Source organism: Paenibacillus sp. Soil750 (assembly GCF_001428045.1).
Lineage (GTDB): Bacteria > Bacillota > Bacilli > Paenibacillales > NBRC-103111 > Paenibacillus_E > Paenibacillus_E allorhizoplanae.
Genome location: NZ_LMSD01000041.1, coordinates 17644 through 43564 on the forward strand (window position 1 = coordinate 17644; position 25921 = coordinate 43564).

At 44.7% G+C, this 25921-nt stretch carries 22 protein-coding genes and 1 riboswitch; of the genes, 15 read left to right on the forward strand and 7 right to left on the reverse strand.

All coding sequences use genetic code 11. The features are described from left to right. Positions 1-199 precede the first annotated feature (199 nt). Positions 200-775 carry an RNA 2',3'-cyclic phosphodiesterase gene (gene thpR / locus ASL11_RS29700; protein WP_056622875.1) on the reverse strand — a complete coding sequence of 192 codons (576 nt, stop codon included), beginning with the start codon at positions 773-775 and terminating at the stop codon, positions 200-202. A gap of 258 nt (positions 776-1033) precedes the next feature. Here thpR and ASL11_RS29705 point away from each other — a divergent pair, with 258 nt between their 5' ends. The 4 genes from ASL11_RS29705 (at position 1034) to ASL11_RS29715 (ending at position 3353) form a co-directional block, all read left to right on the forward strand. Further along, positions 1034-1837, forward strand: a complete 804-nt coding sequence (locus ASL11_RS29705) for a DUF2935 domain-containing protein (protein WP_056622878.1) — start codon at positions 1034-1036, stop codon at positions 1835-1837. Between the two features lie 69 nt (positions 1838-1906). Next, positions 1907-2038, forward strand: a complete 132-nt coding sequence (locus ASL11_RS37920) for a hypothetical protein (protein WP_268796255.1) — start codon at positions 1907-1909, stop codon at positions 2036-2038. A gap of 446 nt (positions 2039-2484) precedes the next feature. Next, on the forward strand, positions 2485-2949 hold the full coding sequence (locus tag ASL11_RS29710) for a MarR family winged helix-turn-helix transcriptional regulator (protein ID WP_056622881.1): 465 nt from the start codon (positions 2485-2487) through the stop codon (positions 2947-2949). Positions 2950-2987: 38 nt separating this feature from the next. Continuing rightward, positions 2988-3353, forward strand: coding sequence for a VOC family protein (locus ASL11_RS29715; protein ID WP_056622885.1), 366 nt, complete (start codon positions 2988-2990; stop codon positions 3351-3353). 61 nt (positions 3354-3414) lie between these two features. On the opposite strand, the gene ASL11_RS29720 is transcribed toward ASL11_RS29715, so the two are convergent. Then, complete coding sequence (locus ASL11_RS29720) at positions 3415-4926, reverse strand: RICIN domain-containing protein (RefSeq protein ID WP_056622888.1); 1512 nt, start codon at positions 4924-4926, stop codon at positions 3415-3417. A 339-nt stretch (positions 4927-5265) separates the two neighbouring features. On the opposite strand from ASL11_RS29720, the gene ASL11_RS29725 reads away from it, so the two are divergent. From ASL11_RS29725 to ASL11_RS29745, 5 genes are all read left to right on the forward strand, one after another. After that, positions 5266-6606, forward strand: coding sequence for an extracellular solute-binding protein (locus ASL11_RS29725; RefSeq protein ID WP_056622889.1), 1341 nt, complete (start codon positions 5266-5268; stop codon positions 6604-6606). Positions 6607-6679: 73 nt separating this feature from the next. Then, positions 6680-7579, forward strand: coding sequence for a carbohydrate ABC transporter permease (locus ASL11_RS29730; RefSeq protein WP_056622892.1), 900 nt, complete (start codon positions 6680-6682; stop codon positions 7577-7579). Further along, complete coding sequence (locus tag ASL11_RS29735) at positions 7576-8415, forward strand: carbohydrate ABC transporter permease (RefSeq protein WP_056622895.1); 840 nt, start codon at positions 7576-7578, stop codon at positions 8413-8415. Before ASL11_RS29730 ends, ASL11_RS29735 begins: the two co-directional genes overlap by 4 nt. 87 nt (positions 8416-8502) lie before the next feature. Beyond that, positions 8503-10254, forward strand: coding sequence for a sensor histidine kinase (locus ASL11_RS29740; protein ID WP_157257100.1), 1752 nt, complete (start codon positions 8503-8505; stop codon positions 10252-10254). Next, the gene (locus ASL11_RS29745) at positions 10236-11831 is read left to right on the forward strand and encodes a response regulator (protein ID WP_056622900.1); all 1596 of its coding nucleotides are present in this window, start codon (positions 10236-10238) and stop codon (positions 11829-11831) included. Before ASL11_RS29740 ends, ASL11_RS29745 begins: the two co-directional genes overlap by 19 nt. 38 nt (positions 11832-11869) lie before the next feature. Here ASL11_RS29745 and ASL11_RS29750 read toward each other — a convergent pair whose 3' ends face one another. Next, positions 11870-13930 carry a beta-galactosidase gene (locus tag ASL11_RS29750; RefSeq protein WP_056622903.1) on the reverse strand — a complete coding sequence of 687 codons (2061 nt, stop codon included), beginning with the start codon at positions 13928-13930 and terminating at the stop codon, positions 11870-11872. A gap of 142 nt (positions 13931-14072) precedes the next feature. Between ASL11_RS29750 and ASL11_RS29755 the strand changes: the two genes are divergently transcribed. The 4 genes from ASL11_RS29755 (at position 14073) to ASL11_RS29770 (ending at position 17888) form a co-directional block, all read left to right on the forward strand. Continuing rightward, the gene (locus ASL11_RS29755) at positions 14073-14903 is read left to right on the forward strand and encodes an AraC family transcriptional regulator (RefSeq protein WP_056622905.1); all 831 of its coding nucleotides are present in this window, start codon (positions 14073-14075) and stop codon (positions 14901-14903) included. 195 nt (positions 14904-15098) lie between these two features. Further along, positions 15099-15264, forward strand: a riboswitch (cyclic di-AMP (ydaO/yuaA leader). A gap of 115 nt (positions 15265-15379) precedes the next feature. After that, complete coding sequence (locus ASL11_RS29760) at positions 15380-16264, forward strand: ABC transporter ATP-binding protein (protein ID WP_056622907.1); 885 nt, start codon at positions 15380-15382, stop codon at positions 16262-16264. Between the two features lie 6 nt (positions 16265-16270). After that, positions 16271-17068: an ABC transporter permease subunit gene (locus tag ASL11_RS29765; protein WP_056622910.1), complete on the forward strand. Its 798-nt coding sequence runs from the start codon at positions 16271-16273 to the stop codon at positions 17066-17068. 25 nt (positions 17069-17093) lie between these two features. Beyond that, entirely contained in the window at positions 17094-17888 is a 795-nt protein-coding gene (locus ASL11_RS29770; RefSeq protein ID WP_056622913.1) for an ABC transporter permease subunit, read from the forward strand. Between the two features lie 86 nt (positions 17889-17974). On the opposite strand, the gene ASL11_RS29775 is transcribed toward ASL11_RS29770, so the two are convergent. Both ASL11_RS29775 and ASL11_RS29780 read right to left on the reverse strand, forming a co-directional pair. Beyond that, complete coding sequence (locus ASL11_RS29775) at positions 17975-20125, reverse strand: 5'-nucleotidase C-terminal domain-containing protein (protein ID WP_056622915.1); 2151 nt, start codon at positions 20123-20125, stop codon at positions 17975-17977. Between the two features lie 370 nt (positions 20126-20495). After that, positions 20496-21635: a glycoside hydrolase family 88/105 protein gene (locus ASL11_RS29780; protein ID WP_056622921.1), complete on the reverse strand. Its 1140-nt coding sequence runs from the start codon at positions 21633-21635 to the stop codon at positions 20496-20498. A gap of 150 nt (positions 21636-21785) precedes the next feature. Between ASL11_RS29780 and ASL11_RS29785 the strand changes: the two genes are divergently transcribed. Then, complete coding sequence (locus ASL11_RS29785) at positions 21786-22622, forward strand: AraC family transcriptional regulator (RefSeq protein ID WP_056622924.1); 837 nt, start codon at positions 21786-21788, stop codon at positions 22620-22622. 40 nt (positions 22623-22662) lie between these two features. Here the strand turns inward: ASL11_RS29785 and ASL11_RS29790 are convergent, their stop codons facing one another. Beyond that, a complete protein-coding gene (locus ASL11_RS29790) occupies positions 22663-24741 on the reverse strand; it encodes an acyltransferase family protein (RefSeq protein WP_056622927.1) in 2079 nt (692 codons plus the stop codon). Positions 24742-25329: 588 nt separating this feature from the next. Between ASL11_RS29790 and ASL11_RS29795 the strand changes: the two genes are divergently transcribed. Next, on the forward strand, positions 25330-25509 hold the full coding sequence (locus tag ASL11_RS29795; RefSeq protein WP_056622930.1) for an aspartyl-phosphate phosphatase Spo0E family protein: 180 nt from the start codon (positions 25330-25332) through the stop codon (positions 25507-25509). A 22-nt stretch (positions 25510-25531) separates the two neighbouring features. Here the strand turns inward: ASL11_RS29795 and ASL11_RS29800 are convergent, their stop codons facing one another. Further along, the gene (locus ASL11_RS29800) at positions 25532-25810 is read right to left on the reverse strand and encodes a hypothetical protein (protein ID WP_056622932.1); all 279 of its coding nucleotides are present in this window, start codon (positions 25808-25810) and stop codon (positions 25532-25534) included. Positions 25811-25921 lie beyond the last annotated feature (111 nt).

Here is a 25921-nt window from a genome sequence, read left to right on the forward strand (position 1 = left end):
AGTGTAACTATTTCTGCCATTATGCCCCCTTTTAGCACCTTATCGGCCCAAAAGGAGCTCTTTCGCAACCAGCTGTTTTCACCGAAAATAGATGCCCTTTTGCATCTTTGCCCTAGAGATCGCACGCTTACTGCTGCTGATTCGATGCAGAAGCCTATTGTTGCGGGGATGACAGCAGGTCCGATCAAAGGATAGCGTGCTAGTTATATGAAACGGCTTCATACATTGGACGGTTGTTCAAGTGGCTCCGATATAGTGTAATTCCTTGAGAATTCCACGCTAGGCTTTCATTATGCTGAGAAGAGGGCACAGGATAATCACGCAACGTATTTCGGTCAAAAGGTGCCGTACCCGTATAGTTACGCGCAAGCGTCAAATGTGGGTGAAAGTTCCGCTCTTCAGGGGTAAAGCCAAGTGGTGTGAGTGCGTCAGCTACCCGTTGCTGTAAGTTATGAAGTTCTGTTAAGTCGCCGCCGACACCAGCCCACAGCACAGATGGGTGGGTCGGCCGACCAAATAAGCCCAGGGATTCCACACGCAGCGAAAGAGGAGTAGATCGCGCGGATATCTCTTGCAGCGTATGTGTAAGGAGAGAGACACGGTCTGATTGTGTATCTCCTAGAAACTGCAGCGTAATATGCAGATCTTCATGATGGACCCATTTGCGAAATGGTAGATATGGTTGGATTTCAGCCATCCAATCATTAATTGCAAGCTTAGTTTCTGACGGGACGGGCACAGCAACAAATAAACGCACATGATGATTTGGATTCATACAAGTTCACCTCCATCATCGTTAGTATGAGGTGGTTCCAGCCATTTCATTCCATTGTCATACTGGAGATACCAATGAACAAAAATCTGGGAGAAATTTTACAAGAACCGAGGCCATTGGAGGCCCAAGTGCACTCCCTATCTGTACCTGCCGCCTTGTTGTAAAGCGATCCCATTCATAGTTAAAAAAAAGAATAAATAATCATAAATTCAGGAAATACACATACCGTTGGAGTAGGAATAGGGAGGTGTGTTTGTTATGATCCAACAGGCGTTGTTCGAACATCGGTTTTGGCTTCAAATATTGGGAGATCACGCTAGGTTTATTTTTAATGCCTTATCACCGAAAGAGACCAAAGAAATTGAGATGGCCCATCAATTTATCACCCAGTTCGATCAGCTTCTACATCTGGCAAGACGACCTGATGCACCTACAAGAATCAATGATTTGAATAAGCAAGCTTATGAATTAACCATGAACCTACGGGGGTTCAAACTAAGCTTGTTGGATCAGATGTTAGTGGGGAAAATTAAAATGGGGCTTGTACCAACCTTTATTAATCATATGGTCAATGAGCTTGAAGAATATTTGAAAATTCTTGTTTCGCTCTTAGAGGGAAAGCCAGTGCCTATTTATGTCCCTCTTCACCATCATTTACTCTGGCTGCCAGATGCTGCAGGACATGCGGCTTCTATTGCTATGGAGTTAGATGCAGTTGAAAAACGATTAATAAAGAGAAGTGAACAGTTCGAGCAACATTTCAATGCGTTTTATTTAAAAGCGATTGAATTATCCGGGTATACACGTACTATGAGAACAACCTTCCCAGCATTGTCCAGATTTCATAGCGATGTGAATTTGGAGATGTCTATATTTATGTCTTTCTTGCTAGAGCTTGAAACTATAGATTTAAGTGCAGAGTTGCTTAGCCGATTAAACCCGCTTGTACCCGATCATATGTATCGAGAAGAATGCTATTATTTATTAAAGCTTTCGCAAAGCGGAGCTTCTGTTACTGTGATGGAATGCGATCCAACCAAACCAAGAGTTGAAGCGAAATAACGAATAAGGTTAGAAAATATCCTCATAATACAGCTGGAAGTCGATTTTTGGAAAAGGAGGATAAAAACGATGACATCAAATAGAGGACAGCAAGGAGCTCATGGCACTGGACAAATTGTTGAGCAACTGAACAATCAAGCAGAAGCCGCGGAGCAAATTAGCATAAACTTCTCCAAAATTAAAAGGCTTACTCCTGCATAATTCTTTTATACGAAAGCGAAAGCGCGAGGAAAGCGTCCCCCGGGTTTTTATGTGATTTCTGGGAATAAACTTTATCATCATTACCCATAATAATGGCACAACTTGGAGGATCTTTGTCAAAAGGAATTGAAGGAAGTAAGGAGCACTGTAAATGAAAAAAATAATGATTCCCAGTTCTATTGTTTGTTTGAGTATAGCAACTGCCATTTCGTTTCCTGTTTACTTCGCGCTTAAAGGGCGATGAAATTCAAAGACGAATCGTAACTAGAGTTTAAAACAACACCAAAAGGCTGCCGGAAATAATCGGCAGTTTTTCTTTATGCTCATTCTCAGACCGAAACAAGACTGGAGGATCCCTCTTTTTAAAATAATAGTTGCAATAGCATCCTATTCAGCATATGATGAAATTAGTTGCAATAGCATCCTATATAAAGGGGGGAAGTAATATGAGTCACCAATGGAGTCCTAATAACGAAGGTATACCAACTGAATCACATGGCCAATACATCTCAGCGATTTACCGCCATATGCAGATAGCGATCTCAGCCGAGTTGGCACCATATCGCATCGGAAGCGGGCAATATATTTTTCTAATGGCGATCGCGTTTGGGCAGCCCATTACGCAGAAAGCGCTGAGCGAAAAGCTGCTCATTGATAAGACAACAACCGCGAAAGCCATTTCCAAGCTAGAAGCAGAAGGTTATGTACGGAGGGAAGTCGATACCTCTGACAACCGCTATCAGTTGTTATATTTGACGGAAGCGGGACGTGATGTGGTACCTAAGGTACAGGAAGCTCTGGCTCGCGTGAAAAACAAAACCAGGAAAGGTATAAACGATGAAGAGTATGACTTGGTGGTAAACCTCCTGAAAATCGTGCTTCACAATCTGACTGAGCAGGAGCAGGAGTGATCGGAAAAGGGCAAATAACTGTGAGGAGGATGTAGAAGATGAAAGCTATTCCTTTTATTGTGGTGGAAAATTGCAAGGATGAAATCAAGTACTATCAGAGCGTTTTTGGTGGTGAGATCACGATTTTGCGCAAGCAAGGAGAAGAAGTGCTTAACGCGGACCTACATGTCGAGGGGGCAATCCTTAAGTTTGCGGATACACTAGCGGCAAAGCCAATCATGAAAGGCGATTACGTGAGAGTGTTTGTGACGATCGAGAGAGAAGAAGCGTTCCGAACCATCTACGGAGAGCTTGCCACAGGTGGGGCTATTAACGTGGACATGTATGAAGCGCCGTTCAACGGACTGCTGGCCATCGTAACTGATCGAAACGGTGTGTGCTGGGTGTTGTCATTTTATCGATAGTATACCAAGAAGCACATTCATCTTGCGAATGTGCTTCTTTTTATTGCAACAGCCACTATACCTAATTAGCTACTAGCTGCCACAACTGATTCGTCCCCCCGTTATCACTCCACTGCACAATCGTACTTCCGTCATTGAGCGAACCTTGGTATACGTCCAATAGCTTGCCGCTGTTGCGGTTCACGATTTTATAATAGCTGCCGGATGGAACCAGCGACCATTGGAATTCATTCGTGCCGGTTTCATTCCATTGCAGAACAGCTGCACCATCAGCCGTTGAAGATTGCGATACGGCAAGTGCTTTGCCCGTTTTGACATTAAATATTTTTTTGTATCCGCCGCCGGCATCCACAAGCTGCCACTTCTCAGGATTCGTACCATCGTACGTCCACTGGATGGCATTAGCACCGTTTACGGTGTTGCCTGCGCCTATAGCCAATACCTTGCCGCTTTTCACGTTGACTAGTCGATAGGAACCAGTTGCAGACGGTACGTACATGTCTGCATACGTTATCGCATTCTTATGACTGAAGTCTCCGCCATTGGGAATGAATAAACGGCCATTACTTAATTGCAGCAATTGTCGATTATAGGAGCCGCCGATGGGCGTTCCCATTGAATCCCAGGTACCAGTTCCATCCGTTTTAGAATTGATGTAGATATCTGGGCTCGCATAGGAATTGGCTACAATTCTTCCATCACTTAGTACAGTAACAAATGGACTTCCCGAGTTGCCAAGGAAATAATTCGTGGTGACGCTATTCCAACCCGTTTCGGCATTTGTATTGATCTTGTAAGCACATGGATATGAACCATTACTTAATCCAACTTCAAATGTCATAATAAAATTGCCATTCGCCATTTTGGCAACAATCGGCATCCCAGGACGTGTAACAGCATCTGGCCACACCACATCATTAACGACAGAACTCCAATTCACGCCGTCTGTCGTTGTTTGATGCACAAGTGTTTGGGCATGCGCGGGATCACGTTCATCGGAGTAGTAGACGATCAGCTTATTATTTTCGACAAGCAACCACGGTTCCCAAACAGGATCGGCCCCAACCGCATTGGCGCCGGCTGTCGTTATGGTGCTGACAAATGTCCATGTCCGTCCAAGATCCGTACTCTTGTACATTTCCAATTTGGTGGCCGACATATCACTCGGCGTGGCATCTCCAACAGCAAGTAAAGTACCTGCAGCTAAGCTGCCTATGGCTTGAGGAAGCTCGATCAGCTGAGGGCAGTTCTGCATGCCCCAACCAGGACCATCTACCGTATTGCTGACATCGCCAACTTTTGCCCAGGACAGTCCGTTATTAGTGCTTTCATAAATGGGGAATGTAGGTATTCCGGTCGTTCTGTTCTCCCAAGTGGTGTACATTTTCCCATTGTTGGTACCGCTGTGTGTGAGTTGAACGGTTCGAGGTGATAAAGCGCCATAAGCGGGCGCACTCGCTGGCGATGTGTACATGGTCAAGGGACCATAAGCACTAACAGATGTCACCATCGTTACGAGCATAACGAGAAAGAGAAGTAATGAAACAACGGTACGTTTTGCATTTTTTTTCATGAATGTGAGTCCTCCCGATTTTAAGTTAAAAGAAGTTTTTCTCAACTTTGCTGCCTAGTCTACAATTTCATTCCTTCCCTTCAAGATTTTTGTTAAGCGCTTACAAACAAATATGATACGCTACGCCCAGTACATGAAACATGTAGTAGCTTTACTGAATCATGGAATATTTTTACTTCTAGCAAAAGATTTACGCGAGGACAGATTTGTGTTTGTATGTAGAACAAGAGTAGTAAAAAGATTCTATCTTTTAGTAAAGCGATTACATTCTTCGACAGCGGCTAAAATCGTATGATATGACATGTAAGCGGTTTATAAATAGCGGGGAGGCAAAAGAAAATGAAGATGTTTAGAAAAATAACGAGCTTGGGTGTAGCTGCCATTTTGACGGTAACGCTTACTGCGTGCGGAAGTACGAAAAGTGATAGCGGGCAACCAGCAGGTTCCAACTCGCCGAAATCAACTGCGGCTGCCGCGGTTGAGAAAATCAAGATCTCCATGTGGTCGCAGTTCTCCGACCCTAACTCCAAAGACGGTGGCTTTATCGGCTTCTACAAAGCGTTGGATGCGACAAAAGCTAAGTTTCCTAATGTAGAAATTGAACATACGGGGATTGGTGGAGAAGCCTACAAAACCAAGATCAAAACAGCTTCAGCCGCCAATGAATTGCCAGATATTTTCTTCTCATGGGGCGGAGGTTTCGCACAACCGTTTGTCGCAGGCAACCGAATTTTACCCTTACAGGACCTTGCCAAGGATGGAACAATAGACAAGCTCGTCCAGGGAACGACGGACAACTTCACATTCGACAATAAGCTGTACGGACTTCCGACAAACATTGCAACGGCGAACCTTTACATCAACACTGAGCTGTTCCAAGCAGCAGGCGCCAAAGTTCCTGCCACTTGGGAGGATTTACTAGCAGATATTAACCTTTTAAAAGCTAAGAACATTACGCCAATCGCACTAGGGGCAAAAGACAGATGGCCGGCGATGTTCTGGAACTCCATTTTGGACATCCGCATGGGCGGAACCGCTGCCGTTAACGCAACTTTGAATAAGACAGCATCCTTCGATACGCCGGACTTTCAGGCCGCAGGCCGCAAATACAAAGAGCTGATTGATGCCAAGGCATTCGGGGAAAATCCACTAGGGACTTCCTATGATGAGTCGATCAATATGTTCTTAACGGGCAAAGCCGCTATTCTTTATATGGGCGCTTGGGTGAACGGACAGATCAATGCACCGGATTCTGCGGTCAAAGGTAAGGTTGATGTGGTAAAATTCCCGACAATTTCAGGCGGGAAAGGCAATGCCGATGAATGGCATGGCGGCTCTGGCGAAAGCTTTTTTATCAATAAAGATGTGAAAAATAAAGAGCGTGTGTGGGAAGTGTATAAATACTTCATGGAGACGATGGCTAAGGAAGTGTACCTTGCTGGTTCAGGTTCCTCCGCATGGAAAGGCGATCTTGGCGACACCTCGAAAGTAGATCCGCTTGCTGTGAAAATCGGCCAACTTTCTGCGAAAGCAACAGGATTCTCTTACTGGTGGGATCAAATGTTGTCTGGTAATGATACCGAGTCCATGTTCGGTTCACTGATGAAATTCACAGCTGGCAAGGTAACGCCAGAAGAATTCACCAAAGAACTGCAAAGCAAAATCAATCCTGGCAAATAGAGACGAAAGAAGTCTAATCGAAGAAACTGGCGGAAGGCAGCTTCCGCCAGTTTGATTAGGGGGAGGGAGAACCATGCAACAAGTGTTTGGCGATAAGAAAGCCATAGCCGTCTTCGTACTTCCTGCGCTAATCTTGTTCCTACTCGTAGGTTTCGTCCCTATCGTTCAATCCGTGTATTACAGCATGTTGGATTGGAACGGCATCGGGCAAGGGAAGTTTGTGGGATTGGCGTTGTACAAAGATTTGTTCATTACCGATACGTATGATATGCAATTTCTTCATTCTGTTTGGAATACGTTGTACTTGGCCATTTTGTCGGTAGGCTTGCAGATTCCGTTTGCTTTCATTCTTGCCTTAATTCTTGCGAGGGGCATTAAAGGAGAGAAGTTTTACCGGACCCTATTCTTTATCCCTGTCACGATTTCGTCCGCCGTCATCGGACTCATGTTCGTATCGATTTTGAATCCAAACTACGGTGTGTTGAATGTCATATTGGCGCAAATAGGACTAGAAGGATGGAGGAACGATTGGCTAACGAATGAGAAAACTGCCCTATCGAGCATCATGCTGCCGGCTGTGTGGCAGTGGGTTGGTTATTACATGCTTCTGATGTATGCAGCGATAAAAGGTATTTCTGAAGAGATGTTTGACGCAGCCAAAATTGATGGGGCGTCCAAATGGCGCTCGACGATTTCAATCGTAATCCCATTAATAACGCCGATTTTGAAGGTATGTATCGTATTTGCCATTATTGGTTCTCTGAAATTTTTCGATTTGACCTTTATCATGACGAACGGCACCTCGGCACCAGCGACGGATGTACCCAGCACGTTAATGTACACAACAATCTTCAAGCGAAATATGTACGGGTATGGAAGTGCAATGGCGGTGTTTATGGTGGTGGAATGTCTTGTTATTTATATGGGGCTGCAGTGGTTATTTCGAGTACGAGGAGAGGGGACTAACAAGTGATACTGACTCGAAAATGGCATAACACGAACCTTATTCTTCAACTTTTTCTTGTTATTTTTGCCATCATTCAATTTTATCCGCTGCTTTGGCTCGTGTTAACCTCATTCAAAACCAATATTGAAATCACCGGAAGCAATGTCATGGGACTGCCTTCCAAGTGGATATTTGCCAACTATCAATACGTCTTTGTGGGCTCCAAGCTGGGCAGGAATTTCTTGAACAGTTTCTTATACACTGGCATAACGGTAATCGTTTCAGGGTTGTTAGCAGCAATGGTATCGTATGCGGTCACTCGAATGAGATGGAAGTTTAGTAAACTTGTACTGGCCTTATTTATGTCGGGGCTGATGATTCCTGTACATGCTACCTTGCTGCCTATCTTTCTTATTTTAAAACAAACCCATCTGTTAAATACGCCATGGGCGTTGATTATCCCTTATACGGTGAACGCGATACCTCCCGCTATGTTTATCATGGTCGGATTTTTTACGAGCCTCCCTCGGGAGTTGGAAGAAGCTAGCGTCGTTGACGGGTGTAATATTTATCAAGTGTTTTTCAGAATTATGCTGCCTTTGATCAGACCAGCTCTTGTTTCGGTATCCATCTTTACCTTTTTGGCTGCCTGGAACGAATTAATGTTTGCCACTACATTTATCAATAGTAACAAACTCATGACGATTACGGTTGCGATTAATTCCCTGCGGGGGCTGCATACGACAGAGTATGGTCCGATCGCAGCGGGCATGGTTATTGCGACGATTCCTACGATTATTTTGTATGCTTTCTTAAGCGATCAAGTTCAGAAGAGCATTGTCGCGGGCGCAATTAAAGGCTAGTGAACGCTGCACGCATGGTATACTAAGTGGAGGAACGATAGAAAGTGTGTAGATAGGCCTAGAATCAGACAGAAGGTGGTTTATGTGGTGAAATTCGCCAAAATAAGAACACAAATGATAGCCTATTATATCCTTTTACTATCGGTTTCTCTGCTGATCAGCGGCGTCTTGTATCAACGCTTTAATCGAAGTCTAATCGACGGCAAGATTGCGGAAGTGTCCGAACAAAGCTTAAATGCGATTCAATCCAATATGAATTCGTTGTTCGATAACGCTTCGAAATATTCCCAAAGGGTTATCGCTAGCAGCACCGTCCAGGAGCTCCTTAAGACGGACTTCACTTACGATGGATTCGTGGCTTCGAACTCGAGTATCCAGAAGGTGTTAAATGAGATTTTCCTCGCAGAGTCTAATGTAGCCTCTGTTTATTTGTTTCGCAATGATGATTTGTATTATTCACTGGAATTTCAGAAGCTTGGCCTGCATATAGCAAGCATTAAATCAGCCCCTTGGTATCAGGAAGCCATTAACAGAAACGGTGGTTCGATATGGCGAATCAATGCAGGCGGAATCTTAAATACGCAGGTAAAAGGGGAGCAATATCTCTCTTTAATCCGTGTCGTGAATGATCTGAATACGGCCCAACCGATTGGCATGGTGATGATTAACATTCCATTAACCCAGATTAAAAAGCCTTACGAACATACAATTGATGGCAAGAAATACGATCTCATGGTGGATCGGGATGGCGCGCTCGTGATCGATTTTGAGAATCCTGAGCTGCAGCAGTTCACAGAATCGGAGGAGTTCCGGTCACATGCTTCAGGAAGCTTCATCCAAACAATAGCCAATCATCGTTACATCTTCGATAAAATGGAGGTTAGCGGCTGGCGTTATGCAACCGCATTTTCGATGAGTGACTGGCCGAATCCGTACAAGGCTGTGAATCGGGTTCTCTTTCCGATCGTCGTGTTTAATGTTGTTTTTATTTTCCTTGGGTTTATTTGGATCACCCGATCTATTATCCATCCAATATTGAGCTTATTAAAATCGATGAGAAAAGCGGAGACAGGTGATTATCAGGAAGTTCTGCTTAATCCGAATTCCAATGAAATTCGCCAACTTCAAGATCGGTATAATCGTCTGCTCACAACGATCCAACAATCAATGGAGCGCGAGAAAGAGGAGCAGTCGCAGCGGCGAAAGCTTGAACTTCATATTCTTCATCAGCAAATTAAACCGCATTTTCTATACAATGCCTTGGAATCAGCGGGATATTTGTCATTGGCTGGAGAGAGGGAAGAAACCTACCGTCTGATCTCTGCGTTAGCGCAATATTACCGCTTGAGTCTGAGCAAAGGGAATGAAATCATTTCGCTCAAAGAAGAGTTCGATATTGCCAAGAACTACTTGACGATTCAGCATATCCGCTATCCTGATATGTTTACCGCTGTTTATGATTTGAGCGATGAGCTGCACGCTTATCCCGTTCCCAAGCTTACCCTGCAACCGCTTGTGGAGAATGCCCTGTACCACGGCATCCGGCCGATGGGGCAGCAGGGAGTGATTACTGTCTCGGCCGTGATCTCAGGCAGATCAGTCATTTTGTCCATTCAAGATGATGGCATAGGCATCTCGGAGGATAAGCTTGATTCGATGAATGAGGAACAGCTTATTCATAATGCCGCCAGCTTCGGATTGCGTGGAACGATAACGAGACTTAAGCTTTTTTACGGAGACGGCATGTCCTATACAATTGGCAGTTCACCAGGAAATGGAACGAAAATCGAAATTGAAATACCCTATCTGGAGGACACTCAATGGAACATGGAAGGATAAAGGCTATTGCTGTTGATGACGAAGTCAATCCAAGAAAGATCCTGCAAGTTCTCCTAGACTGGCATTCCCTTGGCATTGAATTTGTAGGGGAGGCTGCCAATTGCAACGAAGCGCTGGATTTGATTGAAGCGGTAAGGCCGAATATCGTCTTTACTGATATTAATATGCCATACATGGATGGATTGGAGCTTGCGAAGCTAATCAGAGAAAGAGATCCGTTCATTAAGGTTGTGATTCTCACGGCGTATCCGGAATTTGAATATGCGAAGCAAAGTGTGAAGATCGGTGTCCATGATTTCTTGTTAAAGCCTCTACAACCTGATGTATTGAGAAAGCTGGCTATTGATTTAAAAGATGTGATCGAGAAAGAAGCAGCCCATTGGCAGGAATATCGCAAAATACAGTCCGAGCTTCTGGAGAATACCCAAGAGCTTAGAGAAAAATTTCTAATGGATCTACTCGTAGGCACTACCTCAAATGGTGAGCAACTCCATCGGAGGTTTGACTACTTTTTTGGTGAATCGTTTCGAGCTTGCTGCTCCGTTGCTGTACTCGATTTTCAGAGCGAGCCGAACGTTGAAGAAGAGCGAAGGCTGAACCTCAGCATAGGCTGCAAAAGAGCAGTTGAATTTCTCGTGCAAGAGCGCGAGGGGATTCATGTTCTGCAAGACAATGGCGGACGCATCGTGATGATTAGCTGGGAGCAAGCAGTTGAGTTGGAGGCCCTCGGCGAACAGTCCATTCGCATCATTAAGGATAAGCTGAATTGCCAAGCAACTGTAGGGGTTGGAGGCGTTTGCGACAACCTGCTTCGTGTGAAACATAGCTACAAGGAGGCCCTTGAAGCGCTGCGCTATGGCAAACTATTTGGCGGAGACCAGGTCATCTCATTTGGAGAAGATATTCGCCTGGTTAATTATTCCACAGATCTGAAGCTATCGGATACGGAAGAAATCATTTTTTTTATTAAAACGGGACTCAAAGAGCAGGCTGTTAAATCCATTGATAAGCTTTTTCGTTCCTTAGCCTCTGCGCCGAATGAACACATGTACTCGCTCGGTGTCCATTTTATTTCGATGCTGAATCTGGCCATGTCGGAGTTAGGTTTTACGCAATTGCGGTCGAGCTTGTTGAATGGCGCCGTCTATAATCGCATGTTTGGTTGCCGTACAACGGGTGACTTGAGTCAATTGTTGTCCAAATTGGCAGAAGACGCGGCGGATTATGTGCAGGGTACGCGAATGAAGAAAACAAACCAGATTGTTCACGATGTTTTGTCCTATTTGACTGATGAATTTCGAAACTCTGAAGTTTCGTTGGGCTCTGTATCCCAGAAGTTTCACCTCAATTCCAGTTATTTAAGCCGTATTTTCAAGCAGGAAGTAGGTCAGGGTTTCACGGATTATTTGCTTAAGCTGCGGATTGATGAAGCCGTTAAGCTCATGAACGAAGCGGACTGGAAAGCGTATCAGATCGCGGAGAAGGTGGGGATTAAGGATCCTTATTATTTCAGCCACCGCTTCAAAAAAGTAACGGGCGTTTCGATTCAAGAATATAAACGAACCTCACAGATATAGAAAAGGAACCAGTGCTTAGCGCATCGGTTCCTTTCTCATTATAGTTCCAAAACCTTCACACCATAAGGAGCTATCTCCAGCTCCCCCATACCAACCCGTTCACCCTCCAACAAGTCTTCCAGCTCCTTCAGTAGATTAGCTTTGACTGGTTTGTCGGTGTAGTTCAGGATAAAGGCAAACCGGCGATCCCGTTTCACGCGGATGGCAACCTCCACCTCAGACGGCAGCTCCGCCCAACCTGCGGTAGCAGGCTGCAGCCCAAGGCGGCGGATCAACCCATCCGCTACCTCGCGGCTGAACGCGGCCCCGAAATAATAGGCTTCGCCGCTGCCATATGGGTTGCGGGTAAGCGCCGGTTTGCCTGTATAGTAGTCGCCGTCAAACAAGGCTAGTGTCTGTACGTTCTCGTTCTCTGGATGGAGAATGTCGTTGAACAGACGTGCAGGCGTACTGGCGTCGTCTCCACCATCGATCCAGCGCAAGTTCGGTGTCGCCGCTTTTTTCAGGACGAACGTAAAGTCTTCCACAGTTATGCCGCACAGTTCTGCGATGAGACCCGGGAATGGCGTCATTCGGCAATGCCCGCATTGGTCTTTATAACCGGATCGGGCTCCAAAAATAAGCTTGCCTCCTGCAGCTGCATACTGCTTAAGCAGCTCGGCCGTTTCCTCCGACATAATGGCTGGATGTGGGTAGATGAGCACCTTGTAACGAGCTAGGTCATCTAGGGTAGTCTTATTTTGCACATACAAATAATCGTAAGGGATATGGCTGAACTGCAGGGCTTTCCCCCAGCTGTATTCACTCTCTCTTGTTAGCGGACCATGATATTGGTCAAGTTCCCCATCCCACTCATTGTCATAATCGTGCAGAATAGCCGCTTCCGCTGTGAAACGAGATCCGGCAATAACCTCTCCGATTTTCCCCAATTCTCGGCTAATTGTTGCTGCTTCAGCAACCCTTCGGTTGGGACGGTTATGGTAATCATTGATCCCATGCCAATAAATTTCGGTGCCAAATGTTGCCGTTCGCCATCTGAAAAACAGGACCATATCCGCCCCGTGAGCAACTGATTGATAGGTCCATAATCGCATTTGGCCTGGTTTGGGTGCTGATTGTCCCATTGTGTTCACCCAACCACCAGGACCTGACTGCTGCTCCATAATGCAGAAAGTGGGTGAGATCGAACGAACCTTGGTGAGTTGGTTGGAATTGCTGCGATCCATGAGCGGATTCTCGCGATCGGCATCGTTCCAAATGGTTGAGAAGTTCGGATACGAGTCGAAAGAAAAGAAGTCCAACAGTTCATCCGTCATGGCATGGCTATCCAAATGGCCAAACATGCCGTTGGTGGTGACCCACTGTGTTGGGGCAAGCAGTCGCAAGATGTCTGCCTGTAAACGGGCGAAGGATATGGTGTTATTCGAGATAAATCGCTTTTCATCCAACGCTTGATGAGGGTTAACGGATTTGGAAGGAGCTGGGCGAGGCAAATGAACTTGCTCCCAGTCCGAGTAGCTCTGATTCCAGAAGACGGTTCCCCAAGCCTCATTTAATGCGTTTAAGGTACCATATTTCTCCTGTACCCACTTCCGAAACGCGGCATGATCTGCTTCGGCATAGAAGACATTCACCTCACAGTTAAGCTCGTTGTCGATCTGCCAGCCTACTACGCCTGGGTGGTTAGCATAATGAGTTGCCATAGCCTCGGTAATCTTCGCACAATAGTCGCGGTAAATTGGGCTGCTGTAATTGTAGTGACGTCTCAGTCCGTGCTGATACTGTACACCCTCAAATGTGGCATTCAGGATTTCCGGGTATTTATAGGTCATCCAAGCAGGCGGTGTGGCAGTGGGAGTACCAAGAATGACCTTCAGTCCATGCTCGTGAGCAAGATCAATTGCGCGGTCGAACAGATCAAAGGCGAATACCCCTTCCTCTGGTTCGAAGAAATTCCATGCAAACTCACCCATCCGTACGATGGTAAAGCCGATTTCTCGCATTCTCCTATAATCGTCATCCCACATAGCCTCTGGCCACTGCTCAGGGTAATAGCATACGCCTAGATCAAATTTCTCTCCCGGAATGGTCTTTTGCATGAGTAATAACATCCCCATTTCTATGGATATAGTATTTTTTTGTTATTTCAATCTCTTTATGTATTCATTATATTTCTTTATAATATTATGTATATAACATCATTTTGCGACATGTATCAGATTTTTGCGTTTTGGAGGGCACATGCGAATTCATTATGTATTACCGGAGCCAATGTATAAACACTACACGGCGTATCCGGATATGATAGGTCAATATGCAGATTTCCCCGAGCATCAGGAGTGGCGGTTTAAGGGTCAGCTGCAACAAGCTAATTTGCATATTGTGTTAGGTGGTAAAGGTTATGTCAAAGCGAATGGGAAGGAATTTACCCTGGAGGCAGGGCAAGGTTTCTATTACGGGGCGGGCCTTGAGCAGGAGTATCGAACAGATGCGAACGATCCATGGCAAGTATTTTGGGTACACCTTGCAGGTGAGGGGCTCGACAGGTTGTTGAATGATCAAGGTACTTCAGCTGTTTGGCTGTTTACGTATAGGGATGTACCCAAGCTCGAACAATTGACCGGAGACTTATTGGATTTGGCATCCCCATATGATCGGAACGAGGTGCATTTGGCCGTAAAGCTCTATGAACTACTTGCTGAGCTTGCCTTACGCGCGGAGACGCATGGAACAGTAACCATACTGGATAAGCGCGCACGGATGAGAGAGGTCGCCGAATATATTCGTACGCACTGCACGAAACCGCTAACTCTCCTGCAGATGGCCGAGCAGGCAGGCTTTAGTACCTACTATTTTAGTCGAATGTTTCACGAAGTGATGGGACGCACACCAGTCGTGTGGCTGTTCGAAAGTCGTCTTGTTGTAGCTAAACAACTGCTCATGTCTACCGAATGGACGATTAAGCAAGTAGCAGAGCATGTCGGATTTTCCCAGAGCAGTTACTTTATTGCGCGCTTCCGAGAGCATACCGGAATGACGCCACAGGAGTATCGGCGGCTGTACAGCACGTAGGTTTCCTATGTCCACTGAGCTTTATCTCCTAAAGAGCATTAATAAGTAGCAAAGTATGGGATAATCAACGTCACCACTACATGTATGCGCTTTCATCAACTACCAAAGTCAAATAAGCAAAAATTAAAGGCGAATCTACGTTTTACATTCGATAAAGAACGGCGTAAGATTCATTACGACAAGTTGATTTTTTGTGAAAAGAAACCACTTAATTCCCAGTAGGGAAACGGGGGAACCAATCGAAGCCGTTCAAGCAATACTTGGCTTCATGGGGTGAATCCTGATGCTCGCAAGCATTAGGTAGGACGCTCTCAAGTCCGAATCCGACAGCTAACCTCGTAGGTGTATTGAGAGAGAACCGCACACTCGCCTTCTTATGTGAAGAAGTCCGAGCGTAGAGATTCTCTATGCTTAGGGCTTCTTTTTGCTTGTCTTTCATCTAAAAAATAACATATATGTCATAAGGAGGATGTACGATGCATGCCATTGAAATCAACAATCTGACCAAAACCTATGGGAACGCAAGAGGGATTACCGACGTTAGTTTTACGATCGAAGAAGGGGAAATCTTTGGGTTTATTGGACCGAATGGGGCAGGGAAATCAACGACGATTCGAACGCTGCTGTCTCTGATTTTTCCCATAAGCGGCAGTGCCAAAATTTTCGGGAAAGACTGCATCCAGTTTGCACCAGAAATTAAGAAAGAGATCGGGTATTTACCGTCCGAGGTGTTCTATTATGACAACATGAAGGTGATCGACCTACTCAAGTATTCGGCCAGCTTTTACAAGAAGGATTGCACCAAGAGAATCAAAGAGCTTGCTGAAATCATGGATCTAGACGTTACGAAGAAAATTGATGATCTATCTCTGGGGAACAAAAAGAAAGTGGGCATCGTTCAAGGGTTGCTGCATGATCCTAAGCTCATTATTCTGGATGAACCGACAAGTGGACTGGACCCGCTCATGCAGCAGAGGTTTTTCGAATTGCTCGAACAACAGAATCAAAGAGGAGCTACGATTCTTTTTTCCTCTCATATATTGAGTGAAGTTCAAAGATTATGTGATCGAGTCGCGATTATTAAGGAAGGCAGGATTGTAACGGTTGAGAAAATCAGCACGTTAAAAGAAAACAATTTTAAGCGATTTAAAGTGGATACGGCACAAGCGCTTGATCCTAACTTTTTCAAAATGACCGGGGTCAATAACATTGATGTCCAAGGCCAGACGACGAGCTTCTTATTTAAAGGCAACATTAATCAAGTCATGCGAAAGATTGCTGAAATCGAAATTGATAATCTGTGGATCGAAGAGCCTGATTTAGAGGAGATCTTTATGCACTACTATGAGAAGGAGGCTTAAAGCGGAATGAATATATACCTTCATGAATTGAGAGCTTATCGGAAGTCCACGATTACGTGGACGTGCTCCTTAATTGCGGTCATCGTTTTATTCCTATCCCTTTTTCCTTCGGTTTCTAAGGATTTTGCTGAGTTCTCTAAGGTATTAGAGGGGTATCCCGAAGGTGTCAGGAAAGCTCTTGGTATTCAAATCGAAACGTTCGGTACCCTACTCGGATTCTATGTGTACATCTTTATGTACATTACGCTTTGCGGAGCCATTCAAGCCATGGTTCTGGGAACGTCAATACTCTCGAAAGAAATGCGTGAGAAAACAGCAGACTTTCTACTTACAAAGCCCGTAACACGTACGAAAATAGTCACTTCCAAGCTATTAGCGGCTGTTACTTCCTTAGTTATTACCTGCGTGATCTATATCGCTGCAGCTTATCTAATGGCGCTTCAAGTAAAAACGGTCGATTTTGATGTGAGCACATTTCTATTAATTTCCTTCACGTTGCTGTTTATCCAGCTGATGTTTCTTGCTATAGGATTCATCACTTCGGTCGTGTTTTCTAAAATGAAAGCCGTGTTATCCGTCAGTCTGGGTACGGTGTTTGCCTTTTTCGTTATCGGAATGATCGTTGCCGTAGATGGGGAGGGGGCCAAACGGTATTTCTCGCCATTCAAATACTTTAATGGGACATACATGCTTGAGCATGCTAGCTATGAAGCCTCTTATATCATTGCAGCCATCGCGATTATCGTTGCTTCGATTGCGGCAAGCTACTTCATCTACACGAAAAAGGATGTTCATGCCGTATAAATGCGGGTGAGAGGGGGAATAACCAATGAATATTTTTTGGCGAGAAATGAAGACGTTTCGGAAATCGATGATTTTTTGGAGTCTAGGGCTTATCTTTCTAATCGCAAGCGGCATGAACAAGTATCAAGCAACAGCAGCGAACGGACAGATAAATGATCTTATGGCGGAAATGCCGAAGTCACTCCAAGTGATTATGGGTGGCGGCGCATTAGATTTATCGAAGGCTAGCGGTTATTTTGGCATCTTGGTCCTATATTTCTTGTTAATGGCAACGATCCATGCGGCCATGCTGGGCGCCAATATCATCGCGAAGGAAGAGCGGGATAAGACGGCAGAGTTTTTATTCGTGAAGCCTTTATCCAGAAACCAAATCATCACTTGGAAGCTGCTAAGCGCTTTCGTGAACATTGTTATTTTTAACCTCGTGTCATGGATTTCGAGCATGTTGATTGTTGGGGCATATAGCAAAGGCGAGGCGGTCAACGGTGATATCTCCATCGTCATGCTGGGTATGTTTATTTTGCAGCTGCTCTTTCTAGTCATCGGAACATCCATTGCAGCCGTTTATCGAAATTCCAAAAAAGCATCCTCGCTATCAACGGGCATCATGCTCATTACGTTTATCTTATCCATTGCCATTGATTTCAACGATAAGCTGGCATTCTTGAAATATGTAACCCCATTTAAATTTTATGAGGCGAAGAATATTATGTATGGCGGTGGATTCGATGCCGTGTTTGTCATCATTTCGGTAGTTGTCATTGCCTTATTGACGGTTGTTACGTATGTTTCCTTTCAAAAACGAGATTTGCACGTCTAGAGACTAGAAAGACCTTCACCCTATCCAGAGCTGGATGCGGGCAAAGGTCTTTTCTCATTTAATGGGATTAATAATAAAATAATAGCTTATTTCTTCAAATCCAAACGCACATCGCGACCATCGTCTTGTACAGATAACTCTTTACCAGCAGCCTTCAGGGAATTGACGTGATTTACCCATGCGTCTAGCATGATGGCGCCATCTTTCCAATCCTTCACTTCACCGAATACCGTAAAGCCATCGCCGCTGCCTGTAGCCATGAAATCATTGGTTGTCACTTTGAACGTACGGTCTGTATTAAACTTGCCATCCACATAGATCGGAGTGCCATCTACTAAAGTAATTTTGGAATATTTCTCACCAAGTGGCTTTGTGTTATCCCATTCTACCTTCAAACCTGAGAATTGAATGGCTGGAAGACTTGTATACTTGTCTGTAACTTCGAGCGCTTTTTTAATTTGTGCAGCAGTCATCGTACCCGTTACATTGTAATTGCCAAAAGGGAGTACTTCAAACATTTCGCTATAGGTTAGCTCACCTTTGTCAATATCCGTGCGAATACCGCCAATATTCGTGAAAGCAATATCGGATTTCTCAGAAGCGCGCATCGCATCTGTGATGCTGTTGCCTAACTGTGTTGCACCGTCGCGGTCAGCCCCACCATTAGCAGCAAAACGGAAAGATTTACGATTAAGCTGCTCTGCAACTACGACTTCCACTTCGCCGGATTTGCCTGAGATTTTGGCTTTATAGTCTTCAACCGTTTGGTGAATTTTCGGGTCGGCCGTCGTTAAGTTCGTATAGGTCTCGAGCAAGCTTGCATTGGAGGAAACGACTTGCTTTGTAGTTTTGTCTACGAACAGTTGAATGTGTCCAACCGCATATAGCCAACTTTGAGCTTCAACAACAGGGATGCCATTCACAATACCGGCAACGCGCATATGGGAGTGACCACCAACAATGGCATCTAGGGTACCATTGCCAGTACCTTTTGCAAGATCAGCAAGCTCACTGATAATTTCAGCAGACTTTTGGTTTTGCTCACCTGGCAGGTGGGAGGTAACCATGATGATATCGACGCCTTTCGCGCGAAGCTCATCTGACAATTCTTTCGCCAAAGGAACTGGATTTACAAAGGAAAGGCCTTCGATGTTCGTTGATTTCGTTGTTGTTTTCGTTTGAGGCGTTGCGAAACCGATGATGCCGATTTTCAGGCCATCTTTTTCAATAATGACATAAGGCTGTGTCCAGTCGACACGTTTGCCGGTTTGATCATCAATAATATTAGCCCCGAGAATAGGGAATTTAGCCTTCTTAATATTGTCGATCAGAACGTCACGGCCGAAGTCGAACTCATGATTTCCGATAGCCGCAGCATCATATTGCACTTGCGCCATTGTATCCATTACGGATTGACCATTCGTTGTATTGGAAATTAGTGTACCTTGCCAAGCGTCACCGCCGTCAACAACAACCGTTCCTTTGGGATTGACAGCACGGAAATCGGACACGATACCGCCGAATGTTTCGATACCGCCTTGACCTTGATTACGCTTTTTATCGAAGCCGACTTCGATTTTTCCGTGAATATCGTTCGTTGTTAAAATATCAACCACTTTAAATAGAATAGGCTTAAGCGCCTTAGCTACTTCATCACGTGTGACTTCAGCAGTAGGGTTGAAATTACCATCGAGAGTAGGAGTGAAAATTCCGCTAATGACGGCATAAGCGACATAAGGGCGGGAATCTTTGGCGATTGAAGTGGAGTCTTTGAAGTAATTCAACACATTCTCGTTTACTTGTGGCAGTTTGCCGCCAGTAACAACTTTCACGATTAACTCGGCAAGCTCTTGACGCGTCACGGCAGCATTCGGATGAAACGTACCATCAGCAAAACCGCTAATTAGTTTAGCTGCAACGGCATTCGCAACAGCTTGTTTTTGCCAAGTCGCAAGGTCCGTGAACGTAACAGTACTAGGATCAGCACTTTGCAGCTTAGCTGCACGGTTAATCATCGTTACCACTTCAGCGCGAGTAGCGGCATTTGCACCACGGTAGTCTGTATCTCCGTAGCCCTCTACAATACCGTTATCAATGGCAAGACGCATATCTGTTTTCATTGAAACAGGTGAAGTTGGTGTGGTTGTTTCGGCAAATGCTAGGCTGCTAGCGAAAGAACCAGTGAGAACGGTTACAAGCGCAAGCGCAGTAAGGCGAGTAGTGAATGTTTTTTTCATGTGTTAAAAATTCCTCCTATATATTAATAGAACGATGGTTAATAAGTTCGTCTTTTAGTATAAAGGAAATGCTAGATTTTGAGAAGTAAAGAAATTATTAACTATTTTAGGGAGGACAAACAAAATAAAGAGGGTCCCAAAAGCCATGAATGTGGCTGGGCCCCTCGGACGATATTCCTTGAAGTCACCTTGTTGGTGGCGTGAATTTAGCTGTGAGGCGTGCAAAATTGCAATCGTGCAACCTTTTTTACCAGATTGATGGCGCTATCTGAAATGCTTGCGAAAGTGCAACTATTACTGCCAGGAATCATCTATTTGGCTCTATTCGGTCCAAAAGGTTGCTCTTTTGCACTAATTTCTCTATGTTCTATTAACGGGACGCCTCTTGCGCCGCTAGGCTCATTTCCACGCACATAAGGATAAATGCGCCAGCGCCGTGCAAATCGTTCTCACTTGTAGGACGCGCGATGTAGTGGGCGTAGTCTCCGATTCCTGTACCGATACAGATCTGGCCAATGATCACATGACCGTTCTCATCAAACTTCAGCGTATCAATAACCCCTTGATAGCCCTTCCACGCATAGGTCAAATATGTAGGATCCAAATAACCGAATCGCACGGCTTTGGCAATAGCATGCACATACAAAGCGGTGCAGGAGTTTTCCAGCCAATTATCCGCCATGTCACCTTTATCCACAACTTGATACCATAAACCTGTGGCAGCATCTTGGAATGGGATCAAGGCCATGAGCAAATCTTGCAGAATGCTCGTTAATTCAGCTTTATCTTTGTGGTCCGCAGGAAGGTACTCGAACATTTCCAGCAAAGCAACAGGATACCAGCCGATCGCCCGTCCCCAGAATTCTGGTGCTAAGCCTGTTACAGGATCAGCCCAAGCAGCAGCTTTAGTTTCATCCCATCCATGATACAGCAGGCCGGTGTTAGGGTCCTTGGTATGCTTTTCCATGAGAATAGCTTGATAGGTCATCATGTCAAAATACGCGGCTTCGTCGAAGGTTTTACCGAACTGCGTAGCAATCGGTCCCGCCATGTATAAACCGTCTAGCCACATTTGATTCGGATAACGCTCCTTATGCCAGAAACCGCCGGATGGATTGGTTTTCCATGCTTTTAAAAGGGGAACCAGTGTATATAAAGCTTTCTTATATCGTTCATCGCCAGTTTTCTCATACAGATTAAAGAGCAGCACGCCAGGCTGAATATCATCCAGCTCTTCCGGATTGTAATTCTTGATGCTGCCGTCAGCGAGGATCTGGCTGTCCACCCATCGTTTGATATACGTGTAGTATTTATCGTCGTTCGTTTCCCGCCAGCACTTCTCCATACCGGAAAGAAAGACGCCTTGATGATAGTGGAAACGGTCCGGAGGAAGCTGTTCGGGTTCAAATTTGGCCATTAACGCTTCGCACGCTTTCTCCGCCCATTGGATGGGAGTCAGTACTTCTTGTGTGGTGTTATTGATTTGGATGTTGTTTTCGGAAGTTTGCATCTTCGTTTATTCCTCCTTCAATCTACTAAGCTTATCTTAGCAGAGGAAAATGTACATTTTTTGCGGAAATACGTAATTTCTTCTTATATCTTGCAGGATATGAGGAGAGGCGTATAATAAATGGCAAACGGAGTGAAAGGTGAGTAGAACATGGAAGATTTTCAATTCGATAACGGAAAAGGTTCCTTCTCCGTATCTTATCGCAAAGCGTTAAGTCACAATATGCCGGTTAACCATTTTCACAGTACCTACGAAATCTTCTATTTGATGTCCGGCAAACGGACGTTTTTTATAAAGGACAGGACGATGATCATCGAAGAAGGGGATGTCGTCATCATCTCCCCGAATATCCTTCATCGGACCACCAATACGGAAATGCCGAAGCATGAGCGGCTCATTGTGAATATTCATGAGAGCCAGATGTCCTCGATGAATGATGCCTACCGGGACATCTTTCAGCCCCTTTTTGAGCATGCCTACTTAATCATAAAATGTCCGCTGCAAGACAAGCTTGCTATCGAGTCGGTTGCTCAAAGCATCATGCAGGAGATGCAGGAAAAGAGGCCTGGCTTCGAGATGTTTGCGCAGACGTTGGTGTTGCAGCTACTCATTATTTGCTGTCGTCATGTTAAGCAGAACGCGATAGAGCCATTGGATACACCAAGCCCTATGTATGAAAGAATCTTAGAGGTTGTTCGTTATATGAACACCCATTACATGCAGGATCTGCCGCTGCATCTGTTGGCGGAGAAATTTTATGTAAGTCCCTATTATCTAAGCCGATTTTTCAAAGAAGCGACGGGGTTTACGTTCGTGGAATATTTGAATAGTGTCAGGATTAAGGAAGCGAAAAAGCTCCTGGAGCAAACATCGCTAAAGGTGAGTCTGATTGCCAGAAAGGTTGGCTTCGGCAGTGTGACGCATTTTGGCAGAGTGTTCAAATTGGTGACGGGACATGCCCCGTTGTATTATAGGAAGGACAAATAGGAAATGATCAGTGATAAGAGGAAGGGGCTAAGCCCGCCTCTTATTTTTTTGGATCTAACTTACTCATAGCATTAACAGCATCTAGAATAAGTTTGGAGTAAGCTTCAGCTCCTTTAACTGTTAAGTGGACACCATCACTGACAAACCAATCTGGCTTATTTGCACTAAAGGAATACCAGTCGACGAGTTTAACATTCGCATGCCCTCTACTTACACTTGTCAAAGTACCATTTACTACATACTCCCATTTTTTGGGCACACGTGTATTGATGAGAATAATTTTGTGGTTTTCTCCAATCATCTCGATCAGAATATCAAGCTGTTCTGATGTGAAAGGTCCATTCGTACCGAGGTGAATGATGACAATCCGACCTAACGTGTTATCGGCTTTGAATTGCTTGATCATGTCAGGAGCTTGCGACAGTTGCCGACTGACTTTCCCGTCTACGGTAATCCCTGGAATCATTTTCTCTAAAACCGGAGCAGCGCCCAGCATGACGGAATCCCCGATAGCTGTAACGCTTTGGGTTAACAGAACAGGGTTATTAGCGCCAGAAGCGTTCACCGGGGCAGAGCTTGTCGATGCAATTGAATTCTCAGCTTTAGGCGATACCGTTGGGGCAGGGCTGGTGAGTATAGCTGGATTCTCAGCTTTAGGTACTGTCGGGACGGGGCTTGTCCGTGCAGTTGAATTCTCAGCTTTAGGTGATGCTGTCGGTGCAGGGCTTGTCGTAGCAAGCGAATTTTTACCTATAGGTGTAGATGTCGGGACAGGGCTTGTCAAACCTGGCAATTGATTAACGTCAGGAGTTGTAGTCAGGACATCACTCGTTAATTCGGGTGATTGACCCGCAGGCGAGGCAGTCCCAGCTAATCTCGTCAAACTTTGTGAAGAGAATATGCTCAAATTCATAATGTTGGAAACGCAGATCAGCATAAGTATGACAAGCGGTACGGTTCTAACTAAGAACTTAAATGGATGTTGCTTTGTCATCCCATTCAACTGAAGTTTGACGATTTTGGACCAAATGCTCCAATCACCAGTTCGAAAAGGGGTTTCAATAAAGGAGTAGGACCAAGCAGCTAATCCGATACTGAGCGCGAGCTGAATCATTAGGAGAAAGTAGCTGGTATCCGTAGTAGGACTAGTCGGATTCGTTATGACGATCACAGGATAATGCCAAAGGTAAATGGAGTAAGACCGTTTACCGATCCAACGTAGAGCCTTCCAACCGAGAATTTTGCTAACCAAGCTAGATGGGCTTGCTGCCGCTGCAATAACGAAAGACGATACCAAGGAAAGGATGAGCATACCACCTGTGTACAGCGATGGATCGTATTCTCCGGTTCGCATAAACATGTAGATGACAACCAATAGTCCAATCACACCCGTCATATCTATCCAGAAACGATGTTTGCGTAAGTTAGGGTCAACAAGTTTACTACTTGGCCATATAAAAGCAAGGGATGCACCGATCAAGAGTCCGAACGCCCTTGTGTCCGTTCCGTAATATACCCGGCTGGGGTCCGTGCCAGGTTCATATAAAAGCACCATCGCGACGAAAGAAAGGATGGCTCCAGCGAGTGTAAGTAAAACAAACTTACCGCGTGTTGGGTTAAAGAAACGACTCAAGCCAATGACAAGCAGCGGCCATATCAAATAAAATTGCTCTTCAATGGCAAGCGACCAAAGATGCCCTAGAGGCGAAGGAGGTCCGAAGCTCTCGAAGTAAGAGATGTGGTGAAAAATATTGTACCAGTTGCTTGTATATGTTAAAGCCGACCAAATATCCCCCTGTATGGAAAATAACCTCGGGATATTCGTAACTGCTAGATAGACGGCAATAGCAATTATCATAGTCACCATTGCAGGAAGCAATCTGCGGATGCGACGAATCCAAAACCTTTTTAGATCTATACGTTGTTTATTCTTGCGCTCTTCAATCAGCATATCCGTAATCAGGTAACCGGAGAGTACAAAAAATACACTTACTCCTAAGAATCCCCCTGAGGCCCATCCCCAGTTGAGATGATAGCTAATTACAGCAAGAACCGCGAGCGCCCTGATCCCATCCAATCCAGGCATATAAAGCCGATGATTTTTTTTGATTTCCTTCATGTTGTTAAATCCCCCAATGTGTCAATTCCTGAAAACAATACTTCTTAGACTGTGTTCTACTTCTAGCAGTTCAAAAAGAAATAAAGTTTTTTTCTTTTAGTTGGATTTGGATGATCTAGACATGAAATCGATGATATAAGTGATAATCGGATCGTGGACAATCCCAGAAATGAAATCACTGATGGCATCAATTGGTGGACAAATTGCCAATATCTCCGAAGAGGCGCTCGACGAATGTTTCCGTCAATTTTATGGACTACTACATCATGACTATACGACGGGAGTAGTTAAGTGAGCGAAGGTTTGCGCAGCATGAAAGACATCCCCCATGAAAGTGGAAAAAGGAACCCTATACGTTCAACTTGGCATGTAATATTTGCAGATAAAAAAAGAGAAGAGACCAACCTCAAGTAGTGACAATCTACTTAGGGTTGGCCTCTTCTCTTTGGAACATCAAGAATACTGTTGTTCACCACACTAAACTAACACTCTCACAAACAATTTCTAATAGTAATCTAATAGTCTTCATTTACTATACAGATATAGGCAAAGTAAAACATCCTTATAACTAGAACGGAGATGGATACGATGGAATCCAAACTTCAGCAGAAAATTGACAGCCTGCGATTCGAAATGATCAATCAAGCAGCGATCAATGGTAGCCTAACACATGAGAAAGTCGTATCCGTTAGTCAGTTGTTAGATAGATACATTGTGCTATACCAGAAGCTTATCCTCAAAAAGGCAAAATTAAAATTAATTAGTTAACTATGGCATTCATAACGATTAGCTACTCATTTTGTGGATCTGGAGCGGGTTGTTCTTCGGCTACAGCGACTTCATCATTCGCTTCTTCATTCACTTCATTCGTCTCTTCACTTACTTCTACCTCAGAGCTGCCGCTTTCTGTCTCACTTGGAGCTACATGCTCACCCGCAAGTTGTTGAAGCGCTTCTAATCTGCTGCTCAAGCTCTTAATTCTTTCATCAGCTTGGTTGCTAGCACCAGATAGTTGCTGTGCATGGCGGAGCAAGGATTGTACTCTTTTAATTTCGGCTGTATGTGCCATCGTTATGTTGCCTCCCCATAGTCTCGTTCATTTTATCAAACACCAAGGAAAACTATCATCCAAAGAAAAGTGTATACTTTTCTATCTTGTACTACAAGAGAAATTAGCATG